This window comes from Actinomadura violacea (genome assembly GCF_017573465.1).
GTDB lineage: Bacteria > Actinomycetota > Actinomycetes > Streptosporangiales > Streptosporangiaceae > Spirillospora > Spirillospora violacea.
Window position 1 is genome coordinate 48393 of sequence record NZ_JAGEPF010000007.1, and the last position, 20011, is coordinate 68403.

Annotated in this window: 15 protein-coding genes; 4 read left to right on the plus strand and 11 right to left on the minus strand. The window is 73.2% G+C overall.

All coding sequences use genetic code 11. The annotated features are described in order from the left end of the window. Nucleotides 1-18: 18 nt before the first annotated feature. The 3 genes from J4709_RS11735 to J4709_RS11745 all read right to left on the minus strand — a co-directional run bounded on the left by J4709_RS11735 (nucleotide 19) and on the right by J4709_RS11745 (nucleotide 2654). Entirely contained in the window at nucleotides 19-888 is an 870-nt protein-coding gene (locus tag J4709_RS11735) for a MaoC/PaaZ C-terminal domain-containing protein (RefSeq protein WP_208240089.1), read from the minus strand. Nucleotides 889-1155: 267 nt separating this feature from the next. Continuing rightward, a complete protein-coding gene (locus J4709_RS55525) occupies nucleotides 1156-1773 on the minus strand; it encodes a TetR/AcrR family transcriptional regulator (RefSeq protein WP_208240091.1) in 618 nt (205 codons plus the stop codon). A gap of 71 nt (nucleotides 1774-1844) precedes the next feature. Then, nucleotides 1845-2654, minus strand: a complete 810-nt coding sequence (locus tag J4709_RS11745; RefSeq protein WP_232383364.1) for an IclR family transcriptional regulator — start codon at nucleotides 2652-2654, stop codon at nucleotides 1845-1847. A gap of 436 nt (nucleotides 2655-3090) precedes the next feature. On the opposite strand from J4709_RS11745, the gene J4709_RS11750 reads away from it, so the two are divergent. Beyond that, nucleotides 3091-3678, plus strand: coding sequence for a dihydrofolate reductase family protein (locus J4709_RS11750; RefSeq protein WP_232383365.1), 588 nt, complete (start codon nucleotides 3091-3093; stop codon nucleotides 3676-3678). A gap of 53 nt (nucleotides 3679-3731) precedes the next feature. Here J4709_RS11750 and J4709_RS11755 read toward each other — a convergent pair whose 3' ends face one another. Beyond that, complete coding sequence (locus J4709_RS11755) at nucleotides 3732-6377, minus strand: SpoIIE family protein phosphatase (protein ID WP_208240104.1); 2646 nt, start codon at nucleotides 6375-6377, stop codon at nucleotides 3732-3734. A gap of 298 nt (nucleotides 6378-6675) precedes the next feature. Between J4709_RS11755 and J4709_RS11760 the strand changes: the two genes are divergently transcribed. After that, on the plus strand, nucleotides 6676-9759 hold the full coding sequence (locus tag J4709_RS11760) for an ATP-binding protein (protein WP_208240106.1): 3084 nt from the start codon (nucleotides 6676-6678) through the stop codon (nucleotides 9757-9759). On the opposite strand, the gene J4709_RS11765 is transcribed toward J4709_RS11760, so the two are convergent. After that, nucleotides 9741-10553, minus strand: coding sequence for an ABC transporter permease (locus J4709_RS11765; RefSeq protein WP_208240108.1), 813 nt, complete (start codon nucleotides 10551-10553; stop codon nucleotides 9741-9743). The genes J4709_RS11760 and J4709_RS11765 overlap by 19 nt on opposite strands. After that, nucleotides 10550-11518 (minus strand): ATP-binding cassette domain-containing protein, encoded by a 969-nt coding sequence (locus J4709_RS11770; RefSeq protein WP_208240117.1) that lies wholly within the window; start codon nucleotides 11516-11518, stop codon nucleotides 10550-10552. The genes J4709_RS11765 and J4709_RS11770 overlap by 4 nt, the downstream gene beginning before the upstream one ends. A 303-nt stretch (nucleotides 11519-11821) precedes the next feature. Between J4709_RS11770 and J4709_RS11775 the strand changes: the two genes are divergently transcribed. Further along, the gene (locus tag J4709_RS11775) at nucleotides 11822-12187 is read left to right on the plus strand and encodes a recombinase family protein (RefSeq protein WP_208240119.1); all 366 of its coding nucleotides are present in this window, start codon (nucleotides 11822-11824) and stop codon (nucleotides 12185-12187) included. A 63-nt stretch (nucleotides 12188-12250) separates the two neighbouring features. Here the strand turns inward: J4709_RS11775 and J4709_RS55530 are convergent, their stop codons facing one another. The 3 genes from J4709_RS55530 to J4709_RS11790 form a co-directional block, all read right to left on the minus strand. After that, nucleotides 12251-14611 (minus strand): ABC transporter permease, encoded by a 2361-nt coding sequence (locus J4709_RS55530; RefSeq protein ID WP_208240121.1) that lies wholly within the window; start codon nucleotides 14609-14611, stop codon nucleotides 12251-12253. Continuing rightward, nucleotides 14608-15333 (minus strand): ABC transporter ATP-binding protein, encoded by a 726-nt coding sequence (locus tag J4709_RS11785; RefSeq protein WP_208240123.1) that lies wholly within the window; start codon nucleotides 15331-15333, stop codon nucleotides 14608-14610. The genes J4709_RS55530 and J4709_RS11785 overlap by 4 nt, the downstream gene beginning before the upstream one ends. 73 nt (nucleotides 15334-15406) lie before the next feature. After that, on the minus strand, nucleotides 15407-16009 hold the full coding sequence (locus J4709_RS11790; RefSeq protein WP_208240125.1) for a TetR/AcrR family transcriptional regulator: 603 nt from the start codon (nucleotides 16007-16009) through the stop codon (nucleotides 15407-15409). A 421-nt stretch (nucleotides 16010-16430) separates the two neighbouring features. Between J4709_RS11790 and J4709_RS11795 the strand changes: the two genes are divergently transcribed. Continuing rightward, entirely contained in the window at nucleotides 16431-17780 is a 1350-nt protein-coding gene (locus J4709_RS11795) for a sensor histidine kinase (RefSeq protein ID WP_307801166.1), read from the plus strand. 60 nt (nucleotides 17781-17840) lie between these two features. Here J4709_RS11795 and J4709_RS11800 read toward each other — a convergent pair whose 3' ends face one another. Both J4709_RS11800 and J4709_RS11805 read right to left on the minus strand, forming a co-directional pair. Next, complete coding sequence (locus J4709_RS11800; protein ID WP_208240129.1) at nucleotides 17841-18554, minus strand: response regulator; 714 nt, start codon at nucleotides 18552-18554, stop codon at nucleotides 17841-17843. A 4-nt stretch (nucleotides 18555-18558) separates the two neighbouring features. Then, complete coding sequence (locus tag J4709_RS11805) at nucleotides 18559-19770, minus strand: sensor histidine kinase (RefSeq protein ID WP_208240130.1); 1212 nt, start codon at nucleotides 19768-19770, stop codon at nucleotides 18559-18561. Nucleotides 19771-20011 lie beyond the last annotated feature (241 nt).

Consider the following 20011-nt stretch of genomic DNA (forward strand, 5'->3'; position numbering starts at 1 on the left):
GGAAATCGTCGGCCGCCGTCAGGCCACATGCGCGACGGCGTGGGTGAGCACGGGCGCGTCCCCCTGCTCGGGGCAGGTGGCGGAGAGGGTCAGCACGTCCCCGTCACGCCACACCGACGTCCGGATCGTCTGGCCTGGAAGCAGGGACCCGGCGAAGCGCACGCTGATGCCGCGCAGCCGGTCGGTATCGCCGTCCAGAACGCCGTCCACGACGGCCTTGGCGACGATGCCGTACGAAGCGAGCCCGTGCAGGATCGGCTGCTCGAACCCGGCCGCCTTCGCGAACTCCGGATCGGCGTGCAGCGGATTCAGATCGCCGTTGAGGCGGTAGAGCAGCGCCTGGCCGGGGGACGTCGGCGACTCCAGCACATGGTCGGGTGCGCGGACGGGCGCGGACCAGGTGGTGTCCGGACCCGGTGCGCCGCCGAAACCGCCTTCGCCGCGCGCCCAGATCTGCATCCCGGTCGTCCACAGCGGTTCCCCCGAGGGGGCGGTCGCGGTGCCCTCCAGCACGATCAGCGCGGCCTTGCCCTTGTCCCACACATGCGTCACGCGCGACGACAGGGACGCCTCGCCCGACGCGGGGAGCGGGCGGTGCACCGTCAGCGACTGGCCGGCATGCAGGATGCGGCGCAGGTCGACGTCGATGCCGGGCAGTCGCATCGCGGGGAGGCCACCGTCCCCGGCGGAGACGCCCTGCCCGGCGACCATGGCGAAGGTGGGAAGGACCCGCAGGTCCCGCTCGAAGGTGTAGCGCAGCTCAGGGTCGAGGTCCGCGGAGCGGCCGGCGCCCAGGGACAGGTGGTACAGCAGCACGTCGCGGCGGTTCCAGGACAATGTCCTGCGGGCCGGCGCGGCGGACAGCGCCTTGTCGATGTGGATGCCCATCGCTCAGGCCCCCGCGCTCGTTGCCGCCTCAGGGTTCAGCGTCATGAGAGCAGCCTGCCGACCGACCGCTGCGCGGCCGGGTACGGATCCCGCTGGGTGGCGGGGGAGAGCGCGTCGCCGAGCAGGCCCATTCGCCGCCTCACCCGCCATCTTGTTCAGTGGGAGCGGACGAGAACGTCCACCCCGCCCAGGGCGAGCATTCCGCCGTGGCCGAGTGCGTGGTCCTCGGCGTGCCACACGAAGAACTGGGGCAGGAGACTCAGGCCGTCAGGCCGTCGTGCCGCCCAGCCGGGCGCCGAGCAGCATTTCGCAGGAGACGCGGATGTCGTCGTCGGCCTCGTCCGGTGACAGCCGGCCGTTGAGGCAGGAGAGCAGCACGCCGTACCAGCACGATTCGAGGAGCCGCATCAGCCGCTCGTCGGCGGGTGCCGGAGAGTCGATGCCGGCGATGCCGAGCAGCATGTCGCGGAACGTGCGGTCCGAGGACCAGGGGCCGTTGGGGATGGCCTGGGCGGTCTGGTCGGCTTGAAGGACCGTGCACGCCAGCCGGTGCCGCCGCATCATCTGCTCCCTGGCCCGTACCAGGACCTTCACCACGGCTTCGAGGGGAGGTTCCGACGCCGACCGCAACCGGGCGGCATCCTGTGAGAGCTGTTCGACCTGCCTGCGCTTCACGGCGGCGAACAGATGGAGCTTCGACGGGAAGTAGCGGTACAGGGTGGCGATTGCGACGCCCGCCTCGTCGGCCACGTCCTGCATCTGGACCCGGTCCAGGTCGTGCACGGACCCGAGCTTGCGCGCCGCGCGAAGGATCCGCTCGTGCCGCTCCTTCTGGAGCGGCGACCTCGGCTCGGCCGCCGGGCGTGCGTCGGCGATACGTGGCACTGCGTCTCCTTCGGTCGATGCTCTTCATGGTGCCGCAGCCCCCCGGTGGAGCCTAGGCGTCCACCGGCCGGTCAGATCCAGTCGCCGTCCTGGCCGATCGCGGCGAGACGGGCCAGAGTGTCGGCCGACCAGGTCTCCGCCGGCGCGCCGGCGGGGTCGACGCGCTCGCTCTCGACCTGCGACACCAGTGCCAGGGAGATCGTCCTGGCCGCGGCGGCCACCAGCGGGGCGACGGCCTCGAGCGGACACTCCGCACCCCCGACGAGCGAGACGGCCGCGAGCGGGCCGTCGGGACCGCGCACGGCCGCGGCGGCACAGCAGATGCCGGGAGTGTGCTCACCGCGCTCGAAGGCGATTCCGTTGCGGACGCGGATCCGGTGCATCTCCTGGTAGAGGATCCGCGGATCGCTGATCGTGCGCTGCGTCAGCCGGCCCATCGAGTCGCCGACCAGCGCGTCGACCTCCTCGGCCGGCAGCCACGCCAGCATCGCCTTGCCGAGCGCGGTCGAGTGGGCCGGCGCGCCGCCGCCCACCCGCGAGGGCACCTTGGCGGCGAACGAGCCGCCCACCTTGTCCAGGTAGCGGACGTCGGCGTCGTCCAGCACGGCGAGATGCACGACCATCCCGGTCTTGAGCAGCAGGTCGTGCAGCACCGGGGCGGCCGCGGAGCGCAGGTCGAAGAAGCTCTGCGCATCGGCGCCGAGCCGCAGGGAGCGCCGGCCCAGCGAGTAGCCGGCGGACGAGTGCCGCAACCACGCCGCCTTGACCAGCTGATCGAGGATCCGGTGCGCGGTGGACCTCGGGAGCCTCGTCGACCGGACGATCTCTTCGAGGGTCAGCCGCATCGTCGAGCCGTGGAAGGCGTCGAGGATCAGGGTCATCCGGTCGACCATCGATGGAGGGATCTCCCGCGAGGGGCACCGTGACGGCACGACCGCGGCGGTTGACGTCATTCCGACCACCCACCCGAAAACTGAAGTGAATTCTGCTTTCTGGTTTGGAAGGTAGCGCTCACGTGCGCAAAAGGGAAGAGCCGCGCCCAACTCCGTCGCATCCCACCGGCGCGCCCCGGCAAGCTCGGCCGCGCAGCCCGTCGACGACGGCGGCCGGCTGCGCCTTGGGCAGGCGGTGGACCCGGCCGAACTCCTCCGCCCTCATACCGAGGGAGGGGGCGAGGAGGACGTGGGACTCGGTGCCGCCGACGCCGTGGAGATCTCGATGAGTTCCGGGTACGTGGGCGGTCGAGAGATGCATGCTCGGCCCGTCCACACTCCGTCACGTCAGGAGGACCCGATCGTGTCTCGTTCCGTGCTCTACATGTCCATGTCTGTCGACGGCTTCATCGCCGGTCCCGATGACGGCCCGGAGAACGGACTCGGCACGGGCGGAGAGGTGCTGCACGCCTGGCTGTTCGACGGCGACATCGAGGCCCGTGGCGGAGCCGGCGTCCCGGCCATCCGAACCAGTGCGGCCAGCCTTCCTGTGGTCGAGGAGGTCATGGCCACCGGGGCCGTGCTGACGGGACGGCGCACGTTCGAGGCGGCCGGCGGCTGGGGCGGCGACCACCACGACGGTGTCCACATCGAGGTGTTCACCCGCGCGGAGCCGGGCGCCGACGCCGTCCAGGGCCCCAACGTCCGCTATGCCACCGACGGCATCGAGGCGGCCATGGCACGCGCCAAGGCGGCCGCCGGCGACCGCGACGTGCTGGTCCACGGAGCGGTGACGGCGCAGTTGGCGCTGCAGGCCGGAGTGCTGGACGAACTCGTGATCCACCAGGTCCCGGTACTGCTCGGCGCCGGCCGGTCGCTGTTCGGCGCATTGGGCTCGCCCCGCCCGCTCGACCTCGTCCGCGTCATCGACGCTCCAGGGGTCACGCACCTGCGCTACCGCGTGGTCGGCTGAGCGCGTCCGCCGCGGTCGCGAGCCCGGACCGGTTCGGTGTTGCTGAGCCATGGTCATGGTGAGGTCGGGCGGAGAGCGATGAATGCCGTGTCGTCGGTGCTGTCGGAGCCGAGCCGGATGAGCAGTTCGTCGCAGAACACCTCGAGAGGGGCGTGGGAGAGGGCGGCGGCCTGTTCGCGGAGCCTGTCGAGGCCGCGGTCGAGGGGCTCGCCGCGGCGTTCGATGAGGCCGTCGGTGTACAGCAGCACGGTCGAATCGGCGGGCAGCGGGACCCGGGCCCCGGGACGCGGAAGGTCGAACCCGGTGCCCAGCATGAGACCGCCGCCGTCCTCCAGGTAGCGGGCTTCTCCGTCCTGCGTGGTCAGCAGCGGCGGCAGGTGCCCGGCGGAAGAGTAGGACAGCTCCCAGAGGCCCGCATGGCATTCCTTGACGACGGCATAGACGCAGGTGCCGGTGGCTTCCTGGGCAAGGGTCCGGTTCGCCATGTCGAGGTGGCGCAGGACCTCCTCGGGCGGCTCCTGGCAGACGACGGAGATGCCGCGCAACATGCTGCTCAGCCGGCTCATGGTGGCGGTCGCATCGATGTCGCTGCCGGTGACGTCCCCGATGACCACGGCGGTGCCGCCGTCCGGGAGCGCGAAACCGTCGTACCAGTCGCCTCCTACCTGCGCGGTGATGGCCGAGGGGACGTAGCGGGCGGCGAGCCGCAGGTTCTCGATCTCCGGCAGTGCAGGAAGGAGGGAGTGCTGCAGGTGCTGGGCGATGGTGCGGACACGGGTGAACCTGCGCAGGTTCGCCACCTGGAGGGCGAGCCCCCGGGCCAGCTCTCCGACGAGATCCACGTCGTCCTGCATGAACGGCCGTTGCGAGCCGAGACGTCCCACGGTGAGCGCGCCCAGGACCTCGCGATGGGCCTGCAGCGATGCGACGACGGCGCTGCCGACGCCCAACTGCTCGGACAGCTCGGCGTACCGGGTGTCCAGCGGGCTCTCGCCCTGCCCCATCGGGGGTGTGCCGGTGAGCAGCAGCGGTCCTGCGCCGCGCAGCGCCCGGGCGAGGGGGCCCCGGGCGGGACTCGACGGCGGAGGGAGCGCGCCCTCGTACGCGGAGGGGGACGACCCGGGATCGTGGTGGACGACGATGGCCCGCTCGACCTCGTCGTGCTCGTCGATCAGGTCCACCGCGCACCAGTCCGCCAGCCGCCGGGTCAGCAGCAGGGCGAACTGGCGAAGGGCCTGCGGCAGATCCTCGGCTTCGCTGCCGGCGCGCCTGCTCTCGGCCAGCAGGGAGAGTCGCTCCAGCTCCGACATGCTCCGGTCGCGTCCGCGCGCTCGCTGCGCGGGCTCATAAAGCCGCGGGGACGCGGGCGGAGGCTCTGCCAAGGCCGCCGCGCGGCTCTCATTGAGCTCCCCGGGCCAGTCGGCGGGCGGCGGCTCGGGCGCGGCCGTGCGGGGGAGGAGCTGGGCGACGAAGACGGTGCGGCCGTCGCTCATCTCCTGGGCCTGGATGAGCAGGCGGATGGGTATCAGCCGGCCGTCGCGGTGCAGCGCGGGGACGGGGACCGGCCGGCCCAGGATGCGGGGGCGGCCGGTGAGCAGCAGGGACGTGAACGCGGCCAGGTGGCGTTCGCGCAGATGCTCGGGGATGAGCACGGGCAGCCGCCGCCCGACGAGGTCGCCGGCGTCCCAGCCGACCAGGTCCGACGCGGCCTCGTTCGCCGCGATGATCTGGTTCCGGTCGTCGATGGCGATGGTCGGGAACCTGCTGGCCTGGATCTGTTCGCGGTTCCAGGGCCTCAGCTCCAGGGACGAGTCGGTCGGCTCCCGGGGGACCACCGTCCACGCGGTGGGGGCGCCCCCGCCGAACTGCCCGATGATCTCGTCGAGCATCCACCGCCGCAGGGCGGAGAGCTGCGGAAGGGCGGGCCGGGTCAGGAGCGCCTCGAACCGGGTGGCCTCCTCGGCCTTGTCGAGGACGCGGCGCAAGGCGAGCAATGCCGGCGTAACGTGCGCAGGCACCGGCAGGGTCAGGGTGCGGACGTCGGCGTCGGCGGGATGGCCCTCGCACGCGGCGGCCACGCAGGCGCTGATCACGTTGCTCACGTCGTGGGCGGCTTCGAGGTCGTCCGGCCGGATGCCGAGCGGATCCCCGGCGGACGAGGCGAGGACGAGCTCACGCAGCAGCGCATGCCGGTGCTGCTGTTCGGCCATGCACAGCGCCCACGGCAGGTCGGCCAATGTCACGCTACGGCGGTCGCCAGAGTACGGAACGGCGGGCCCCCAGCCGGCGGAAGCCGCCGATGGGGAAACAGACGGGCCCAATTCGAACCACACGGACTTGGTCTTCTCACCGGTGTCGGCTCCGCAGCGGGACGCGAGCCGCTCGACGAGATAGAGGCCCCGTCCCGTATCGGTGTACGGATGGCGGCGCCGCGGCACCAGCCCGCGGCGCGGTTCGCCGTCGACGACCCGCGCGTGGACCGTGCCGTCCACGGACCGCACCGACACCCCGACCTCGGTACGCGCATGGAGCACCGCGTTGGTCACCAGCTCGCTGACCAGCAGTTCGGCGGTGCGCAGGGTATCCAGAGCGACGCTTCCCGCCAGCCGGTCCCGTACGAAGTCCCGGGCGTGCGCCGCACTGATCGGTGACGGTGGGAACGTCCGCTGGGCCCCTTCATGCGCATCCGGATCACTCATGTGGTCAGTGTGGTCCGCGCCGGTGACCGAAGTCCCGATCGCCGACGCGTGTCATTCGATTGCCTTTCGACCGTCGCGTCCGGCGCAATACCGCCCAGGCTCTGTTGACCCGCTGTATCCGGAAAGCGGCGCTTTTTTGGGTCAGTCCATTCAATTCTGGCGGACCTTGAAAAAGCGGGACCGATTGTGGAGGAGCGGTGTTACTGGTGGCATCTCGCGCGTGGGGCAGACGGTAGGTGTCCGATGTCCGGCATCTCGGGCAGCCGTTCCGCTGGGCTCGCGGTGGCAGAGTGAGGGTATGCGCGTGGCGATCCTCGGGCCGTTGTCGGTCACCCATGAGGGCCGCGGTGTCGCGGTGGGCGGTGCGCGGTTGCGGGTGTTGCTGGTCAGGCTGGCGTTGGAGCCGGGCCGGCCCGTCGCGGTGGATTCGCTGGTGCGGGATTTGTGGCCGGATGGTGGTCCGTCGGATCGCGTGCATGCGTTGCAGGCGCTGGTCTCGCGGTTGCGGCGGGCGCTGCCCGAGGGGCGGCTGCTGTCGACGCCCGGGGGATATGTGCTGGACGTCCCGGGCGAGGCGGTGGACGCGCTGTCGTTCGAGCGGCTGGCCCGGGACGGCGCCGGGGCCCTGCGGGCGGGCGACGCCGTCCGAGCGTCCGCGGTCCTGGGCGAGGCATTGGAGCTGTGGCGGGGGCAGGCGCTCGCCGACGCGGCGGGTCTGCCGTTCGCCGACGCCGCGGCCGTCCGGCTGGAGGAGCTGCGGCTCTCCGCGACGGAGGACCGGGTCGCCGCGGAGCTCGCCGGCGGAACCGATCCTGGGCGGCTCGTCGCGGAACTGGAGGAGCTGGCGGCGCGGCATCCGCTGCGCGAGCGGACCCGGGCGCTGTCGGTCCGGGCCCTGCACCGCGCGGGACGTGCCGCCGAGGCGCTGGCGGCGTACGAGCGGTTCCGGGACGTGCTGGCCGAGGAACTCGGCACCGACCCTGGACCGGAACTGCGGGACGCCTACCTCGCCGTCCTGCGATCGGCCCCGCCGGAGCGGCCGCGCGGGAACCTGCGCGCCCCGTCGACCAGCTTCGTCGGACGGGGGGACGAGCGCGCCTGGATCAGGCGGCGGCTGTGGGAGGGGCGGCTGGTCACCCTCGTCGGGCCCGGCGGCGCGGGCAAGACGCGGCTGGCGACGACCGTCGCGGCGGAGGTGGCCGGCCGGTTCCCGGGCGGGGCGTGGCTGGTGGAGCTGGCGGCGGTCGCCGGCCCGGCCGAGGTGCCGCGCGCGGTGGCCGAGGCGCTCGGTCTGCGGGCCGGCATGGGCGGGCGCAGCACCACGGACGTGCTCGTCGACGCGCTGTCTCCGGAAGAGACGCTGATCGTCCTGGACAACTGCGAGCACGTGGTGGGGGCGGCCGCCCGGCTCGCCGACGACCTCCTCGGCAGATGCCCGGGCCTGCGCGTCCTCGCGACCGGCCGGGAGCGGCTCGGGCTGGACGGGGAGGCGCTGTGCCCGGTTCCGCCGCTGGACGCGACGGAGTCGGTGCGGTTGTTCGCGGAGCGGGCGGCGGCGGTGCGGCGCGGTTTCGAGGTGGGTGCCGGGAACGCCGCGCTGGTCGGGGAGATCTGCGGTCGGCTGGACGGGCTGCCGCTGGCGATCGAGCTGGCCGCCGCGCGGCTGCGCGCGATGCCCGCCGAACAGCTCTCCGCGCGGCTGGAGGACCGGTTCGCCCTGCTGGGCGGCGGCGCCCGCACGGCCCTGCCGCGGCATCGGACGCTGCGCGCCGTGGTCGCCTGGAGCTGGGACCTGCTGGACGGCGCGGAGCGCCGGTTCGCCGCGCGGCTGTCGGTGTTCCCCGGCGCGATCGGCCCGGAGGAGGCGGCACAGGTCGGCGGGCGGGCGGACGCCCTGGAGGCCCTCGACGCGCTGGCCGACCGGTCGCTGCTCCAGGTGGTCGACGGTCCGCGGCCGCGGTTCCGGATGCTGGAGACGATCCGCGAGTACGGGCTGGAGCGGTTGGAGGCGGAGGGGGAGACCGGCGAGGCGAAGGCGGCTCATCTGGCCTGCTTCCTCGATCTGGCCGAACGTGCGGAACCGCACCTGCGCGGCGCTGGACAGCTGCACTGGATCGGGGTGCTGGACGGCGAGCGCGACAACCTGTCGGCGGCGCTGGCGTGGGCGGTCGAGTCGGGCGACGCCGCGTCCGCCGTCCGCCTGGGGGCTGCGCTCGCCTCGTTCTGGATGATCCAGGGGGACCACGCCGAGGCGGCGCGGCGGCTGCGCCTGGCGCTCGAAACGCCGCAGGAGGGAGGCGCCCTCGGCGACGCCGCCGCGGTCGCTCTGGGCGGGTACGCGTTCAACACCGTCCTGTCGGGCGGCGACGCCCGCGATGACCCGCTGCTGAAACGGTTCCGGCGGGGTGCGGCCGCCGCGCATCCGCTCGCCGCGCTGGCCGAACCGTCCGCGGCGCTGCTCGACGACGATCCGGCACGCGGGCTCGCGGCCGTCGACCACCGCCTCACCGCGGAGCGGGACCCCTGGGCGCGTGCCGCGCTGCACCTGGTGCGGGCGATGCTGAACGGCAACAGCGGCGCCATGGACGAGGCCGCCCGCGACATCGCCGCGGGCTTGGCGGAATTCCGGCGGTCCGGCGAGCGGGCGGGGCTCGCCCTGGCGCTGGCGTTCTCGGCGGAGGCGCGGACCGTGGCGGGCGGCTTCGAGACCGCGATCGCCGAACTGGAGGAGTCCGTCGGCCTGCTGCGCGAGCTGGGTCAGGAGAGCGGCGCGGGGATGCAGCGGGTGATGCTCGCGGTGGCGCGGGCCCGCTCCGGCGACGTCCGGCGGGCCCGGGACGAACTCGCCGCGATGATCGCCCCCGGTGCGGCGACGCCGGCCCGGCACCTGGTCCCCGCGCACCTCGCCCTCGGCGATCTCGCCCGCCAGGACGGCGACGCGGGCCGGGCGCTCCACCACTATGCCGCCGCCGAGCGGTACCTCGCCCGCGTCCCCTCCTACCCGCAGTTCGGGTCGCTGCTGGAGACCGCGATGGCGCACCTGGCGATCGAGGCGGACGACCCGGACGCGGCCCGCCGCCGGCTCCGCAAAGCCCTGGCCCTGGCCACGGACGCGCCGGACCTGCCGATCGCCGCGGTCGCCGGGATCGCGGTGGCGCGGCTCGGCGCCGCGTCCGCGCCCGAGGCGGCGGCCGAGACCCTCGGCGCGGCATCGGTCCTGCGCGGCGCGCCCGACGCGTTCAACCCCGACGTCGTGCAGGCGTCCCGGGTACTGCGGCGCGCCCTGGGGGAGCGCGCCTACCGGGACGCCTACGCGAAGGGCGCCGCCCTGAAGGTCGCGGACGCGCTCGCCCTCGTGGACGATCAGCTGCGCCGCCGGTAGGCCGCCACCGCCAGCGGCGCGAACACCGCCAGGAACACCGCCGACCACACCAGCGTCAGCATCGCCTGATGCGCGACGGGCCCGCCGATCAGCAGGCCGCGGCACGCGTCCACGGCATGGCTCACCGGGTTCACCTCCACCCACGCCCGCAGCCAGCCGGGCAGGGTGCGGGCCGGCACGACCATGCTCGTCCCGAAGGCCAGCGGGAAGATGCCCAGGAACGCCACCGACTGCACGATGACCTCCTCCCGGATCAGCACCCCGATGAGGACGGTGATCCAGCTCATGCAGAACCCGAGCGTCACCGCGAGCGCCGCCGCGCCGAGCGCCCGCACCGGCCCGGTCTCGACGCGGAACCCCAGCAGGTAGCCGGTGGCGAACAGCACCACGACGGCGACGGCGTACCGGATCAGGTCGCCCAGCACTGAGCCGGCGAGCGGCGCCGACCGGCCGATCGGCAGGCTGCGGAACCGGTCGAACACCCCCTTCTTGATGTCGGTGTTGATGCTGAGCCCGGTCGCCAGCATCCCGACCAGGATGGCCGTCATCACCAGCACGCCGGGGAAGATGTACTGCAGGTACCGGTGCGTCGAGCCCGACACCGCGCCGCCGAACAGGTACACGAACAGCAGCAGGAAGATGATCGGGACGAACAGGGCGTCGCTGAGGAGCCCCGGGTTCCGCCGGTTCTTGGTCAGGCTGCGTCCCGCGAGCAGCATGCTGTGCCGGACGAGCCCGAACGGCCGCCGCGCCGGCGGCACGACCGTCCGCGTGGTGTCGATGGTCGCCGTCATGCCGCCTCTCCCTCGCTCGTGTCGCCGGTGCGGTGGCCGGTCAGGGTGAAGAAGACCTCGTCCAGGCTCGGCAGCCGCAGCGACAACTCGGTGACGGAGATCCCCGCCGCCCCGAGGCGCCGGACGGTCTCGGCGAGCGCTCGGTCCCCGTCCTCACCGGCGACCGGCGCGACGAGCACGCCGCGGCTGGGCGACTCCGCGTCGCGGCCGGTCACCGCGTTGAGGACCGCCGCGACCTCCACCAGCCGCCCGGCGTCGCGCGGCCGGACGGCGATGGTCTGCCCGCCCGCGATCCGCTTCAGTTCCGCGGGCGTCCCCGCGGCGATCACCCGTCCGCGGTCGATCACCGTGATCGCGTCGGCGAGCGCGTCCGCCTCCTCCAGGTACTGCGTGGTCAGCAGGACGGTCCCGCCGTCGTCCGTCATCGACCGGATCAGCCGCCACGCCTCCTCCCGGCGCCCCGGGTCCAGGCCCGTCGTCGGCTCGTCCAGGAAGATCACCGCGGGCCGGGCGATCATGCAGGCGGCCAGGTCGAGGCGGCGCCGCATCCCGCCCGAGTACGTCGACACCTTGCGTTCCGCGTCCTCGGCCAGCCCGAACCGGTCCAGGAGCTCGGCGGTGCGGGCGCGCGCCTCGGCCTTGCGCAGGTCGAGTAGCCGGCCGATCAGCACGAGGTTCTCGGCACCGGTCAGATCCTCGTCCACGGACGCGTACTGGCCGGTGAGGCCGATCAGCCTGCGCACCTTCGCCGCGTCGCGGACCACGTCCAGCCCGCGCACCTCGGCCCGCCCCGCATCGGGCCGCAGCAGTGTCGCGAGCACCCGCACGGCCGTCGTCTTCCCGGCGCCGTTCGGCCCCAGCAGACCGAGCACGCCGCCCGGAGGAGCCGACAGGTCCACCCCGTCCAGTGCGATCGTCTTTCCGAATCTCTTGACCAGGCCCTCGGCCCGGATCGCGTCGTCCATACCGGCGACGGTCCCGCAGCCCGCTCACAGATCGCTCACAGCGGCCGGATCGGCCTGCCCCGTCCGTGGCCGAGGACGGCGCCGCCACCGGGCCCGGGACGAGTGCTCGGCGGTCCCGCGGCGTGTCCCCATGGCTTTCGGCTATCGCGCTATGCAATGAAATGGGGGGATGCTCTTGCGCAGGCGTAACGGCGGCCGCGTGCAGTGAAGGGGGATGCGGTGGTGCGGAGGAGGGGGCGCCCGGTGCCCTACGGGTATCGGTGCATCCGCGATGAGCGGGGGCGGTACGTGACACAGCTGCCCATGGAGCCGCAGGCGAGCGTCGTCCGCGAGATCATCAGCCGGGTCGCCCAGGGGCAGGGCATCCAGCCGATCATCCGTGAGCTCGAGGGCCGCGGCGTGCGCGCTCCGCGCGGCGGCCCGCGCTGGTCGTGGTCGGTCGTGCACGACATCGTGCGCAACCCCGCCTATATCGGCAAGGCCACCGCCGATGAGGAGGAGCGGGTGGCATGGGCACCCCTGGTGCCCGAAAGCCTGTTCTTCGATGCGCAGCGCTCCCTCGGCGGATCGGACGGTCCGCCGGGGGCCTATCCGGCCCTGAGCCTTCTGCTGTGCGCCGTCGGCTCCGGTTACGGGATGGCCGCCGGCTGCCTTCAGCTGGTCACCTGAGGCGATGTGGGGCCCGAGGCTCTGCCCCCGGGCCCCACCGCTCTCAGGAGAGCGGGCTCTGCGTCACTGTGCCCGCTCCCGGACGACGCGCGCGATGTCGAGGCGCCGGACCATGCGGTTGGCGGGGATCTGCGACAGCAGCGACGCGCCGAACATGGCGAGGGCGGCGAGCACGAGGGTCGGCCAGCCGATCTTGAGTTCCATGGAGAACATGTCGCTGTCGAACGACTTCAACGCCGCCCAGGCCGCGACGACCCCGGCGACCAGCCCGGCGGGCGTCGCCAGCGCGGTGGCGGTGAGGTTCTCGACCGCCAGGATCCCCGCGATGCGCCGCAAGGGCACACCGGCGGCCTGCAAGGTGGCCAGCTCGGAGCTCCGTTCGGCGACGTTGACGGTCATGGTCACGTAGATGACGGTGAGGGCGAGGACGCCGCCGAGCACCAGCATCACGCCCACGAACATCCAGAACAGCTTCAGGAAGCTGTTGAACTGCCGTTTGACGGCCTGCGCGTCGGCGTAGGCGACCACCCCGGGCAGCCGGCTGATCTGCGCGCGCACCTGGTCGCGCTGCCCGGAGCCGGTGCCGGGAGCGAAGCGCAACTCGTAGGAATCGGTCCGGGCACCGGTCAGCGACTGGACGGTCTGCCGGGCGCCGTAGACGGAGGTGCCGAGCGGTTCGTCCACGAACCCGGCGAGCCGGACGGTGCGCGCGCCGCCGGAGGAGTGCACCGTGACGGTGTCGCCGACCGAGACGTGCAGTTTCGCGGCCAGCCCCTTGCCGGCGAGGACGCCGCTTGAGGGGAGCGGCTCGTCGCCGCCGCCGTCGGTGCGGAAGCCGTGCATCCGGGTGCCGGGCTCGTAGCCGGTCAGCGTGGTCTGGTACGAGCGGCCCGCGGCGGTGAGGCTCACCGGTACCGCCGTCACCGGTTCGACCCGTGCGACGTGCCCGATCCCTCGCAGGGCCGGGGCCAGATCGGGCGCGCCCGGTGCGGCGGTGACGGTGGCGTCCTGCCGCTGCACGTCGCCGAACTGGGTGTTCATCATCGACCGCATGCTGATGATCATGCCGCCGGAGACCAGCACCAGGACGAGCGCGAGCAGCGTGCCGGTCATGGTGGCGGCCGTCCGGCGCTTGCTGCGGGTGAGCCCGCGCAGGGCGAGGCGGGCGACCACGGGCAGGCCCCGGGCGCGGGCCACCGCCCGGCTCCACGGCCCCGGCGGCCGCAGCGTCCCTCCGTCGCCGCGCATGGCCTCGGCGGGCGCGGCGCGGGACGCCGACAGCGCGGGCGCGATCCCGCCGGCCAGGCCGACAGCGACCCCGAACAGCACCCCGATCACGAGGGTGAGCGGCCGCGCCTGCACCACGGTGTCCGGGATGCCCAGCCCCTTGGTGTAGGCGTGCGTCATCCCGGAGGTGGCCAGTTGTCCGAGGGCCGCTCCGGCGAGGGCGCCGGCGGTTCCGGCGATCGTCCCGTGCCCGAGGTAGTGCCGCACGGCGACGCGGCGGGGCGCGCCGCCGGCGAGGAAGGTCGCGATCACCTTGCGCTCGGACAGGACGAGCCGGGTGATCAGCACGTAGGCGGCGATCGCGGCCGCGGCGAGGAACAGGACGGGGAACCCGACGGCCATCTGCCGGAAGCCGGTCAGGTCCTCGTGCAGGGTCGCGTTGGACGCCTGGTCGGCGCGTTCGGTGACGTCCACCGCGCCGGCGGCCCGCAGCGCCGCGGCCGCCCGCCCGCGGTCCGCGGCCGTCGCGGAGCCCTTCATCTGCACCAGCGTCTGGGACTGGGCGTGCGCGCCGGCGAGGGACCGGGCGGTCTGCTCGGGGGCGAAGACGACGGCGAACGAGTGCGGGTCGGACAGGACCTCCTGGCGGTCGCGGGCCGGCCACAGGTACTCGGGGGAGACGACGACGCCGCGCACGGTGAGGGTGCGCCAGGTGCGGCCGTCGAAGGCCTGCAGACGATCACCGGGGGAGAGATGGAAGGTGTCGGCGGCGTGCTTCTCCAGCAGGACCTCGTCGGGTGCGCCCGCGGCCAGGTTCCGGCCGTCCTTCACATCGACCGCGTCCACCGCCGCCGGTCCGGTGGCCGGCATGCCGGTCACGCGTCCCAGCAGCTTGTCGCCGCCGAGACGCAGCGGCAGGTCGGCCTGGGTGCGGGTCGCCACGCGCCCGACACCCTCGGCACCGCGCGCGGCCTGCGCGGTCTTCTGCGGATCGCCGCCGGTGGCGGTGAGGTCGGCGAAGTGCAGCCGGTCATAGGTGCGGTTGTAGGAGGTGGTCAGGTTGCGGAAGGCGTCGTAGCTGGCGACGAACAGCAGGACGCCGACCATGACGGTGACGGCGATCGCGGCGAACTGCGGGAGGCGGCGGCGCAGGTCGCGCCGGGTCTTGGTGATCAGGACGCGGTGCACGGCGCTCACCAACCCACGGACACGGCGTCGGCCGGCGCGGCGTTGCGCTCGACGGACTGGACGGCGCCGTCCCGCATCGTGATCACACGGTGCGCGATCGCGGCCACGGCGGCGTTGTGCGTCACCATCAGCACGGTGCGGCCCTGCCGGTTGGTGTCCTGCAGCAGCTTCAGCACCGACTTCCCGGTCGCCTGGTCCAGCGCCCCGGTCGGCTCGTCGGCCAGCAGCAGGTCGGGGTCGGTGGCCAGGGACCGTGCGATGGACACCCGCTGCTGCTGTCCGCCGGACAGCTGGGCCGGGAAGTGGTCCATGCGGTCGCCCAGCCCGACCGCCTCCAGGAGCCCGGGCACCTTCCGGCGGTCGCCGCGTCCGGTGAGCTCGACCATCGCCTCGACGTTCTCGCGCGCCGTCAGGGTGGGCACCAGGTTGAAGAACTGGAACACGAAGCCGACGTGGTCGCGGCGGAAGCCCACCAGGTCCCGCGGCGGCCGCCCGGTCAGGTCGATCCCCGCGACCTCGACGGTCCCGCCGTCGGCGGTCTCGATGCCGCCGATCACGTTCAGCAGCGTCGTCTTGCCCGAGCCGCTGGGGCCGAGCACGACCACCATCTCGCCGGCCTCGATGTCGAGGTCGACGCCGGCGAGGGCGGTGAGCGCGGCCTCGCCCGTCCCGTAGGTCCTGGTCACCTCGCGCAGGCGCACACTGCCGCGCGGGGTCGTCGGTTCTGCCATGGAGCCCTCCTCGAAGGGTCGTGACGACCGCGGGCGGCTCCTTCCGGCGGCCATGGGCCGCCGGGCTCGCCGGTCAGTCGTCGGGTGGCATCGACGGGACCGCCCCTTCGGGCGTGAGTCCGGCCATGCGCATGATGGGCGCGGCCAGGGGGGTCGAGCGGAGTCCGGGGTCGAGCATGTAGTGCAGCACCAGGCCGTCGATCGCGGCGCCCAGCACGGTGGCGGTGGCTTCGGCGTCCTCCACTCCCTGTTCCTCGAGCCACCGCGCCGTGGCGGTGCGCCACCGGCCGAGCAGTTCCGCCAGTTCGGTGCGCAGCCGCTCGATCCGGGTGGCGGCGAGCACCGCCTCGGTCATCAGCAGTGTCAGCGGATCGTCCGAGGGGTAGCCGGCGACCGTCGCGAGCATCTCGCCGAGCCCGCCGGGGGCGGACCCGTTCTCGCCGAACAGGACCAGCATCCGGTCAAGCTCCTGCCGGACCGCGTCCAGCGAGGCCTCGACGAGCAGATCGGTGACGCTACCGAAGTGGTAGTGCACGACTCCCGGACGCACCTGCGCGCGATCGGCGATCTTCCTCGTCGTGGCGGCGCTCCAGCCTTCCTCGACGATCAGCTGCACCGCGGCGTCGAGCAGACGGGCACGGGTCTGCTGCCCGCGGGCCGCGGAATCGGCGGACATTCGGTACATGCTCCTTCGACCTGGCGAACTCCTGCTCCGGACTGTAGTCCCCGTCGATTTGGACAAGCACCCTGGACGATCGGCTTGGTCGATTGACTTGGACGATCGACCAGGGCGATAGACCAAACATAGCACGGCCTTCCTCGCGGTCAAGGGATCCGGCGATGCGCGCGAGGCCGCGCCCGCGCTCACCGCATGCATTGCGGGTCGGCTCGGCAAAAGGTTCGCCAACGCGAGAATCCGGGCGCCCGTGCCGGTCACGAATGGGGTGAGCCGCCAGGACCCCCGTCCTCCGCCCGTCCTGCTCCCGCCTGTGATCGACGGCGACTCGGGGACGGCGCGGAAATAGGAGATGAGGCCGGTGGGATGGCATCGACTACCGCGGCCGCGAACCATCCGCGGACGGGACACGCTGATCACCGTGGTGGCGGCCACACTGATCTTCACCGTGCTCGCGATCGGAGCGGACGTCATCGTCCGCTCCCGGGAGAGCGACTTCGCGTTCACGCGGACGGAGGTGGCCACGCGGCGGGTGAGCGCCGCGGTGCGGCAGGGGGCGATCCAGAACCCGCTGCCCGAGGGCCCCTACGGAGTCCGGCTCCTGCAAGTGGTCGACGCCGGCCGGAACGTCGTCACCGCGAGCAGGGACGCGGCGGGACGGCCCCCGATCAGCTCGGTCGTGCCGCCCCCCGACAACCGGCTCGAACGCCTGTACGCGTGCCCGGCGCACGACGGGGGATGCCTGACGGTGGTGGCCGTCCGGACCACCGTCGCCCGCGACTCGCCCGTCGTCTACGGGGCGCGCCCGGTGCCCTGGATACTGGCGGGCCCCTACATCGAGCTGATCCTCGCCGTCGGCGCGCTGTTCCTCATCTCCATGACGACCTGGGCGGCCTGGCTGGTCGTCGGCCGGACGCTGCGCCCCGTCGGCGAGGTCCGCGGCCGGCTCGCCGAGATCAGCATCAGCGACCTGTCCAGCCGGGTGCCCGAGCCGTCAGGCGAGGACGAGGTGGCGCAGCTCGCGCACACCGCCAACGTGACCCTCGACCGGCTCGAGCGGTCCGTGCGCCTGCAGCGGCAGTTCGCGTCGGACGCCGCGCACGAGCTGCGCACACCGATCGCCGCCCTCCGGCTCAACCTCGAGGAGATCGCCCTGCACCCCGACGACCCCGAGGTGGGCCCGGCGGCCCGCGCCGCGATCCGGGCCGCCGACCGCCTGGAGTCCATCGTCGCCGACCTGCTGCTGCTCGCACAGATCGGCACGGCCGCCGAGACGCCCGAGGACCTCGACTTCAGCGGCCTGGTCAACGGCGAACTCCGCGCACACCGCTCCGCTGCCGGCGGCCCGGACCGGCGGCCGCCGATCACCGTCGACGCCGACCTCGCACCCGGCCTGTACTGCCGGGGGGTCCGCGCCCAGCTGGAGCGCGTCGTCGACAACCTGCTGGACAACGCCCTGCAGTACGCCGCCACGACCGTCGAGGTCCGCCTGGAGAGCAGGTCCGGCGACGCCGTCCTGACCGTCGGCAACGACGGCCCCCAGATCCCGCGCGCCGACCGCGAACGCGTCTTCGAGCGGTTCGCCCGCCTCGACACGGCCCGCAGCCGCGACGCGGGCGGAACGGGCCTCGGTCTCGCCATCGCACGTGAGATCGCGAACGCGCACCGCGGCTCGATCGCCATCGACGACGGCACCCTCGGAACGCGGTTCATCCTTCGCCTGCCGCTCGTGACCGGGCCCACGGCGATGCGCCGGAACTCGGACGCATGAGGTGAGGGGAAGGCGGAGTTCGCGGACGGCGGAGGTCGTCGGCGGCCGCGGCGTCAGCGGTCAGGGAGCGTTCGGTGACGTCGGATCGGGCGGCTCGACCAGGCGGTGCCGGTAGGCGAGCGCGACCAGCTGCGCGCGGTCCCGGGCGCCGAGCTTGGTCATCGCCCGGCTGATGTGGGTCTTGGCGGTGGCCTGGCTGATGGACAGGACGGCGGCGATCTCGTCGTTGCTCATGCCGTGCGCCGCGAGCCCGGCGACCTCCCGCTCCCGTCCGGTGAGCATAGCCAGCGCTCCAGGATTGATCTGGCGGGTGGAGGCCTTGTCGACGAGCCGGGCGATCAGCCGGCGGGTCAGACCGGGGGACAGGAGCGCTTCGCCGCCCGCGACCACCCGGATGCCCTGCAGCAGCTGGCCGGGATCGGTGTTCTTGATCAGGAAGCCGCTCGCCCCGGCGTCCAGCCCTTCGATGACGTACTCGTCGTGATCGAACGTCGTGAGGATCAGCACGTGCACGCCCGCGAGGTCGGGGTCCTCGGCGATCCGGCGGGTGGCCTCCAGCCCGTCGACGCCCGGCATGCGGATGTCCATGAGGACGACGTCGGGGCCGGTCCGCCGGGCCAGGTCGACCGCCGCGGCGCCGTCGGCCGCCTCGCCCACCACGATCATCTGCGGCTCGGCGTCGATGAGGGCCCGGAACCCGGCGCGGACCAGCATCTCGTCATCGGCGATGAGGACCCGGATCGGCTCGGGCCGGCCGGTCGTCGGCGGGCGCATGCCGTCATCCTGCCTGGTCCGGGGTGGGTATCACACACAGCACCTGGAAGCCGCCGTCGGGATGCGGGCCGGCGGTGAACCGCCCGGACAGCGCCACGGCGCGTTCGCGCATGCCGCTCATGCCGTGGCCGTCCTTACCGCCGGTGTCGCGGGGACCTGTGCCGGGGGCCGGCCCGTCGTCGCGGATCTGGATGACCAGCTGCGCGGGTTCGTAGCGCAGGTCGAGCCGGACGGTGCGGGCGTGGGCGTGGCGCACCACATTGGTCAGTGCCTCCTGGATGATCCGGTAGGCGGCGAGATCGACGGCTGCGGGCAGCGGCCGCGCGTCGTGGTGGATGTTCAGCTCGGGCCGGACGCCGGCCGCCCGGACCGGGTCCAGCAGGGCGTCGAGCTGGTCGAGGCCGCCGCGGGGCGCCCGCGGCCGGTCGGGTTCGTCGCCGTCGGCGCGCAGGATGCCCAGGATCGTCTTGACGTCGGTCAGCCCCTCGTCGCTGATCTGCTTGATCGCGCGCAGCGCCTCCACCGCCTGGGCGGGGCGCGTGGCGATGAGGTGGATGCCGACCCCGGCCTGCACGCTGATGCCGGCCATGGTGTGGCCGAGGACGTCGTGGAGTTCGCGGGCGATGCGCAGCCGCTCCTCGACCACGAGGCGGCGGGACTGCTCCTCGCGGGTCCGGGCTTCGCGGGCGAGCTGAGCGCGGGTGGCCACCAGCAGTGCACGGTTGTATCCGACCGCGGTTCCGGCGGCGCCGGCGGTGAAGGCCATCCACATGGCGTTGCCCGTGATCCCGGCCGGCGCGGCGCCGTCGAAGGCCAGGCGGATCGCCGCCATCGCGGTGAGCGCGGTCACCGCCGCGCCGGCCAGCCCCCACCGCCACCCGCGCAGGGACGCGAGGGTGTAGCAGGCGACCAGCGGGACCAGCGGGACCAGCGGGCTGGGATAGTGGACCGCCGACCAGGCCAGGGCGGCCGCGTTGAGGACGACCAGCACCGATCTCGGGTACCGGCGGCGCAGCGCGACGGCGCCGGCCATGACCCCGACGAGGCCGACCGCCACGGCGTCGAGCCGCTGAGGGTCGTCGATCCACGGGAGTTTCGCGCCGGCCCGGCTGCCGGCCAGCACCAGCACCAGCAGCGCCACGCCGAGCCCGATGACGGAATCGGTGCGGTTCGGTGCGGCCCGGCGCGCGGTGCTGAGCGCCTTTGACGTCTGCATCGCGAGACATTCTGCCTGTATCCGCTGGTCATGCGCATCCGCTGTCCGGAGTACCGCGCTCGGCGTACCGGTCTACCGCGTAGGGATGACCTACTCCGGCGGAGTGAGCCGCGAAACGCGACCGCCGGCCGACGCGAATTGCCCGCACCTGCCGCCACGATCGGTTGATGACGGGCGCGAGCGAGGCAGAAAGAGTTCCGCTTCGGAATTTCGATGTGCGGCGTTCTCGCGATCACGGCGA